This is a genomic window from Cellulosimicrobium sp. 22598, assembly GCF_052044445.1.
GTDB lineage: Bacteria > Actinomycetota > Actinomycetes > Actinomycetales > Cellulomonadaceae > Cellulosimicrobium > Cellulosimicrobium cellulans_G.
On the sequence record NZ_JBQEMZ010000003.1, the window covers coordinates 225133 to 231310 of the forward strand.

Here is a 6178-nt window from a genome sequence, read left to right on the forward strand (position 1 = left end):
AACTAAGAGCCGACCGGGCGGCCGGCAGAGGAAGGAAGCCACCATGAGCAGCATCACCATCATCGGAGCCGGCACCATGGGCTCGGCGATCGCCGGTCTCGCGCTCGCCGCGGGCAGCGCGGTGCAGGTCCTCACGCGCGAGGCGACCGACCTCGACCCCCGGGTCGCGGCCGGCACGATCGGCGACGAGCTCACCGGCGACGTCGTTGTCCTCGCCCTCCCGTACGGGGCCGTGGCGGAGGTCGTCGACCTCTACGCCGACCGCCTCGACGGCAAGGTCGTCGTCGACATCACCAACCCGCTCGACTTCGCCACCTTCGACTCCCTCGTCGTGCCCGACGGCTCGTCGGCCGCGGCGCAGCTCCAGCAGCGCGTTCCCGGCGCGCGCGTGCTCAAGGCGTTCAACACCAACTTCGCCGCGACCCTCGCCTCCGGGCAGGTCGGCCCGCTCCCGACGACGGTCCTCGTCGCGGGCGACGACGCGGAGGCCAAGGCGGCGCTCGCCGGCGCCGTCGCCGGCGTCCGCGTGGTCGACGCGGGGTCGCTGAAGCGCGCGCACGAGCTCGAGGCCCTCGGCTTCCTGCAGCTCACGCTCGCCGCGGCGGAGAAGACGTCCTGGACGACGGGCTTCGCGCTCGCCGAGTGAGCTCGTCGCCGAGAGAGCGACGCACCGCCGCGAGAACGCCCTCTGGTTCCCAGGGGGCGCGATCGCGGCGGTGCGTCGCTTTCTCGCGGAGGCGGCGGTGTCGCCCCTGGGTCAGCCGCGTGCCTTCTCCACCGCAGCCCGCGCCGTCTCGCGCTCGGCCTTCTCCGCCTCGCGCAGCGCCTTCTCGAGCTCGCGCACCTTCTTCTGCGCCTCGCGGACGCGGCGCTCGGCGTCGCGCCGCTTGAGCGTCGCCTTCTTCACCTTCGGGTCCTTGACGTGCACGGCCATCTCGACCGGGGCGACGGCGTCGCGCGGGTCGGTCCCCGCGGCCTCCGCCGGGGCCGGCGGGTCGTCGGACGCCGGGGCGCGGCGCCCCGCGCCCGGGGCTCCGGCCGCGCGGGCGTCCACGTAGACCGCGATCCCGTCGAGCACGCGCTCGAGGCCCCACGCGGTGTCGTCGATCGCGCCCTCCTCGGCGTACGTCCCCGCCTCCACGAGCGGGCGCAGGTAGGGGAAGCGCACCTCGTCGACGAGGTCGCGCAACGCGCCGCCCCAGCCGCCGCCCAGGACGGTCTCGTCGGCCCCGGCCTCGGTGACCGCGCGGGCCAGGTCCGACTGCAGTCGGGCGGCGTTCCGCGCATAGCCGCTCACGAGCAGGATGACCGACATCTTCTCCTCGTCGTCGAGCGGCGTGGAGCGCAGGGCGCGCAGGGCGCTGTCGGCCCCGCGCAGGTTGTTCGGCGTGAGCGGCGCGCCGGTCACCGGGATGTCGAGGAACCACGGGTGGGACGCGAACACCGCCATGGTGAACTGCGCCCACTCGCGCAGCTCCGCGCGCCAGTCCGCGGGCTCGTGCGCGGGCGGGTACTCGACGTCGAGCGCCGCCTCCTGCATGAGCAGCAGCAGGTCGTCCTTGCTCGTCACGTACCGGTAGAGCGACATCGTCGTGAAGCCGAGGCTCTGCGCGACCTTCGCCATGGAGACCGCGCCGAGCCCGTCGGCGTCCGCGATCTCGATGGCGGTGTCGACGATCCGCTCGATGCTCAGCTCGCGCTTGGGCGTGCGCTCGGGCCGTTCGGCGACGCCCCACGCGAGCGCGAGCCGGGGCGGGAGGTCGGGTGCGTCCGTCATGGGTTCATCCTCCCCCGACCGGTGCCGAACCAGTGCGTACCGGTGGCCGACCAGGCCGTCCCGGTGCCGCGAGCAGGTGGTCCTGGCTCGTCCGGGTCGGCTGGACGTGCCAGGACCACCTGCTCGGCGGAGGGGGTCAGCGGGCCGTTCGGCGGCGGTAGAGGACGGAGCCGGCGGCGCAGCTCACGACCAGGAAGCCCACGAGCCACGCTACGGCCGTGAGGACCGTCGTCGCGTCGGGCGACCCCGCGAGGAGGCCGCGGAAGGTCTCGATGATCGGCGTGAACGGCTGGTTCTCGGCGAAGCCGTGCAGCCACGAGGGCATCGTGTCGATCTCGACGAAGCCCGAGCTGAGGTAGGGCACGAACAGGAACAGGAAGTTCACCGACTGCGACGCCTCGACGCTCAGCACCAGCCCGAGCGCGACGCTCAGCCACGTGAACGTGAGCACCGCGAGCACGGCGAACGCGACGAGGCCCAGCCAGTCGCCGAGCCCGGCGTCGGGCCGGAAGCCCAGCGCGAGCGCGACGGCCACGACGACGACCGCGGACGCGAGGTTGCGCGCCACGCTCGCCACGACGTGCCCCCACAGCGCGGACGGCCCGAAGATCGGCAGCGTCTTGAACCGGTCGATCGTGCCCGAGGTCATGTCCTGCGCGACCCCCACGGCGGCCGTCGCCGAGCCGAACCCGAGGCACATGACGAGCACGCCTGGGACGACGTAGTCGATGTAGTCGTCCCCACCGATCGCGCCGCCGAAGATGACGACGAAGACCAGCATGATCATCACGGGCAGCACGAACGCGGTGATGAGGCCGTCGACGCTGCGGAGCTGGCGGCGCGTCTCGCGCGCGACCATCGTCCGCACGTCGCGCGCGGCGGTCGCGGGTGTCTGCCGGGCGCGTGCGGCGGTGCGCGGCGGGCGCGCGGGCGACGTCGCGAGCGTGGGCGTGGTGGCGCTCATCGGGCGCCCTCCTTCCGGGTCAGAGCGAGGAAGACGTCGTCGAGCGTGGGCTTGACGACGCTGACCCCGACGACGGCGAGGTCGTGGGAGTCGGCCGCGGCGAGGACGTCGCGGATCGTGCGGACGGGGTCGTCGCTCGGCGCGGTGAGCGACAGGTCCTTGTCGTCCGTGGTCGTGCGGGCGAGCCCCAGCGCCGGCGCGAGCCCGACGGCGGCCGCGAGGCTCGCGGGGTCGTCGAACGCGACCCGGACGTGGTCGCCGGCGACGAGCGCCTTGAGCTCGGCGGCCGTGCCGCGCGCGGCGACGCGGCCGTCGTGCAGGACGGCGATCGTGTCGGCGAGGCGGTCGGCCTCCTCCAGGTACTGGGTCGTGAGCAGGACCGTCGTGCCGTCGGCCGCCAGGCCGCGCACCACGTCCCAGAGCTGGGCGCGCGAGGCGGGGTCGAGCCCCGTCGTCGGCTCGTCCAGGACGAGGACGGCCGGGTCGGCGACGAGGCTGATCGCGAGGTCGAGGCGGCGGCGCATGCCGCCCGAGTACGTCCCGACGCGGCGGTCGGCGGCGTCGGCGAGGTCGAAGCGGGCGAGGAGCTCGTCCGCGCGTCGACGCACCGAGCGCCGGGGCAGGTGGGCGAGCTCGCCCATCATGACGAGGTTCTCGCGGCCCGTCTGGAACTCGTCCACCGACGCGTACTGGCCCGTGAGCGCGATGGTCTCGCGCACGCGCGCCGCGTCGTGCACGACGTCGGCCCCCGCGACGCGGGCCGTGCCGCCGTCGGGGCGGACGAGGGTCGTGAGGATGTTGACGGTCGTGGTCTTGCCGGCGCCGTTGGGCCCGAGCAGCGCGAAGATCTCGCCGCGGCGCACGGTCAGGTCGACGCCGCGCAGCACGGCGTGGTCGCCGTAGGACTTCTCGAGCCCCTGCACGGCGATCATCGGTTCGGTCATCGCCTTCTCCTTCTCGGTCGGACGTGCTGGCCGGTGTGCGGCGCACACAGGCGTGTATGGCATAAACGACGTGTACACCATAAACACGCCTCGACGCGCGGGTCAAGGGCGGGGTGCCCGCCGAGGGGCGGGGCACGAGGTAGAGCCCTGGTCGCGCGAGGTAGACCCGTGGTCGCGCGGGGTGGAGCCGTGGTCTCCCGAGGTGGAGCGGTGGTGGCTACCTCGCGTGAGAGCGGGGGGATCCCGTGAGGGCGAGTCCGATCCCCGTCATGAGCACGAGCGCGCCGAGCACGACGGCGACCGGCGTCGTCCACGTCCCGGTCGCCGTGTGCAGGGCCCCGGCCAGGGTCGGGGCGACCGCCGCGAGGCAGTAGCCCACCGACTGCACCGTCGCCGAGGCCTGACGTCCCCGGCGGACGGTCGGGAAGCGTTGCGCGACGAGCGTGAAGATGACCACGAAGTTCGCCGCCTGTGCGATCCCGGCCATCGACGCCCACACCGCCCACAGGTCCGGCGCGACGAGCAGACCGACCGGCAGCGTCAGCCACAGCACCGCGATCACGGCGAAGCTCTGACGCAACGACCATCGCCGCACCGCGAGCGGCACGGCGAGCCCGCCGACGATCGCGAACCCCTGGAACAGCGACGCCGCCCCGCCCGACGCCGCGCGGGGGATCCCCGCCAGGTCCTCCAGGATGAGCGGCAGCCACGCCGTGAGCGCGTAGAAGCTCGACGACTGGAGCGCGAACATCGCGCACAGCCACCACGTGAACGGCGTCGCGAGGACGTGGCGCTCGCGGGCGGCGGCGGGGTCGGTGCCCGTGACGCCCTCCGCGGCCGCGGAGGCGAGCCTGCCCGGGTCGGGGGAGGCGCCGTCGTCCCCACCACCCGCGTCGTGCGGTGCGGGCCGCTCTCCGGGGTCGGGTGCCGTCGTGCCCGACGCCGGCCGGCTCGCCGGGGTGGTCGTCGCCCGCCCGGGCCCGCTCGGTTCGCGCGGGACCGCGCGCAGCCACCACGCGAGCGCGACGACCGCGAGGACGGACCAGGACGCGAGCGCCCAGCGCCACCCGACGGCGTCGGCCAGGGGCGCGGTGAGCGCGGTCGTCGCCACGGTCCCCACGTTGATCGCCGCCGTGTACAGGCCCGTCACCGTCGCGACGTGCCCGGGGAAGTCGCGCTGCGCGATCATCGGGACGGCGAGGTTCGCCGTCGTGATGCCGAGCCCCAGGAGCACCGTCCCGGCGAACGTCCCGGCGCTGCCGAGGCCAGCCGTGCCGAGGGCGGAGAGGTCCGCCGAGCGCAGGAGCGTCCCGACGAGGATCAGCCCGAGCGCGACCGCGATCGCGGTGCGCAGCGACGACCGCCCCAGGAGCCCCGCGACCGCCGGCGTCGCCACGGCGAAGCAGAGCACGGGGATGCCCGTGAGCAGGCCCGCGGCCGCCGCGGTGAGGTGCAGGTCCGCCGCGACGTCCGCGACGACCGGCGGCAGCGCCGTGAGCGGCGCGCGCAGGTTGACCGCGACCAGCAGCACCGCGACGAGCAGCACGCCGTCGATCCCGCCGCGGAACGTGATCGGGCGGGGCGGCCGGGGCGGCGGCATCGGGCGGTGACCTCCGGGTGCGGGCGCGTCGACGCCGCCCGCCCGGTCAGCCGGGCCGTCGGTCAGTCGTCGAACTGTCCTACGACTGTACGCAGGAGCGCCGCGAGCGCAGGGCGGCCGCCGGGCTCCAGCGCGTCGAGGATGCGGGCCTCCACCGCGAGCAGGTCGGTCATCGCCGTGTCGACGCGCTCCAGCCCCTCGGGCGTGAGCTCCACGAGCACGCCGCGCCGGTCGTCGGGGGACCGGCGGCGCAGCACGAGCCCGCGCTCCTCGAGCCGGTCGATGCGGTTGGTCATGGTCCCGCTCGTCACGAGCGTCTGCGTGACCAGCGCCCCGGGGGACAGACGGTACGGCTCGCCGGCCCGCCGCAGCGCGGACAGGACGTCGAACTCCCACGTCTCGAGGTGCCCGCGCGCGAACGCCGTGCGCCGCGCGCGGTCGAGGTGCCGGGCGAGCCGGTCGACGCGCGAGAACACCGTGAGCGGCTCGACGTCGAGGTCGGGGCGCTCGCGCTGCCACGCCGCGACGATGCGGTCGACCTCGTCCTCGTGCTGCTGCTCCATGACGCGAGGGTACTCGACGTGTCTCGACATCAAGACTCTTGACGGCTCGCCTGTCGTTACCGCACGCCGTCGGAGAACCGGCGTCGCGAGGTAGAGCCCTGGTCGCGCGAGGTAGAGCCGTGGTCGCACGAGGTAGAGCCCTGGTCGACCGGGGTAGAACCGCGTTTGCCGGCCACGTCGCGGACCGTCGTCGCGAACCTGTCACCGCGGGCAGCTGCCCGGGTGAGCGACGACCAGGGTGAGACAACGTCGGGCGGGGGGGGGGGGGGGGGGGGGGGGGGGGGGGGGGGGGGGGGGGGGGGGGGGGGGGAGGAAAAAAAAACAAAAACA

General features: G+C 74.5%; 6 protein-coding genes. 1 reads left to right on the forward strand and 5 read right to left on the reverse strand.

All coding sequences use genetic code 11. The features are described from left to right. The first annotated feature begins 43 nt into the window (after positions 1-43). Positions 44-646: an NADPH-dependent F420 reductase gene (locus ACTJIY_RS05265; protein WP_440673798.1), complete on the forward strand. Its 603-nt coding sequence runs from the start codon at positions 44-46 to the stop codon at positions 644-646. 111 nt (positions 647-757) lie between these two features. Here the strand turns inward: ACTJIY_RS05265 and ACTJIY_RS05270 are convergent, their stop codons facing one another. From ACTJIY_RS05270 to ACTJIY_RS05290, 5 genes are all read right to left on the reverse strand, one after another. Beyond that, positions 758-1777, reverse strand: coding sequence for a TetR/AcrR family transcriptional regulator (locus ACTJIY_RS05270; protein WP_440673799.1), 1020 nt, complete (start codon positions 1775-1777; stop codon positions 758-760). A 136-nt stretch (positions 1778-1913) separates the two neighbouring features. After that, positions 1914-2741: an ABC transporter permease gene (locus tag ACTJIY_RS05275; RefSeq protein WP_253052869.1), complete on the reverse strand. Its 828-nt coding sequence runs from the start codon at positions 2739-2741 to the stop codon at positions 1914-1916. Next, on the reverse strand, positions 2738-3685 hold the full coding sequence (locus ACTJIY_RS05280) for an ATP-binding cassette domain-containing protein (protein ID WP_353708572.1): 948 nt from the start codon (positions 3683-3685) through the stop codon (positions 2738-2740). Before ACTJIY_RS05280 ends, ACTJIY_RS05275 begins: the two co-directional genes overlap by 4 nt. A 217-nt stretch (positions 3686-3902) precedes the next feature. Continuing rightward, on the reverse strand, positions 3903-5285 hold the full coding sequence (locus ACTJIY_RS05285; RefSeq protein ID WP_440673800.1) for an MFS transporter: 1383 nt from the start codon (positions 5283-5285) through the stop codon (positions 3903-3905). Between the two features lie 62 nt (positions 5286-5347). Next, the gene (locus ACTJIY_RS05290) at positions 5348-5848 is read right to left on the reverse strand and encodes a MarR family winged helix-turn-helix transcriptional regulator (RefSeq protein ID WP_353708574.1); all 501 of its coding nucleotides are present in this window, start codon (positions 5846-5848) and stop codon (positions 5348-5350) included. Between the last annotated feature and the right edge of the window lie 330 nt (positions 5849-6178).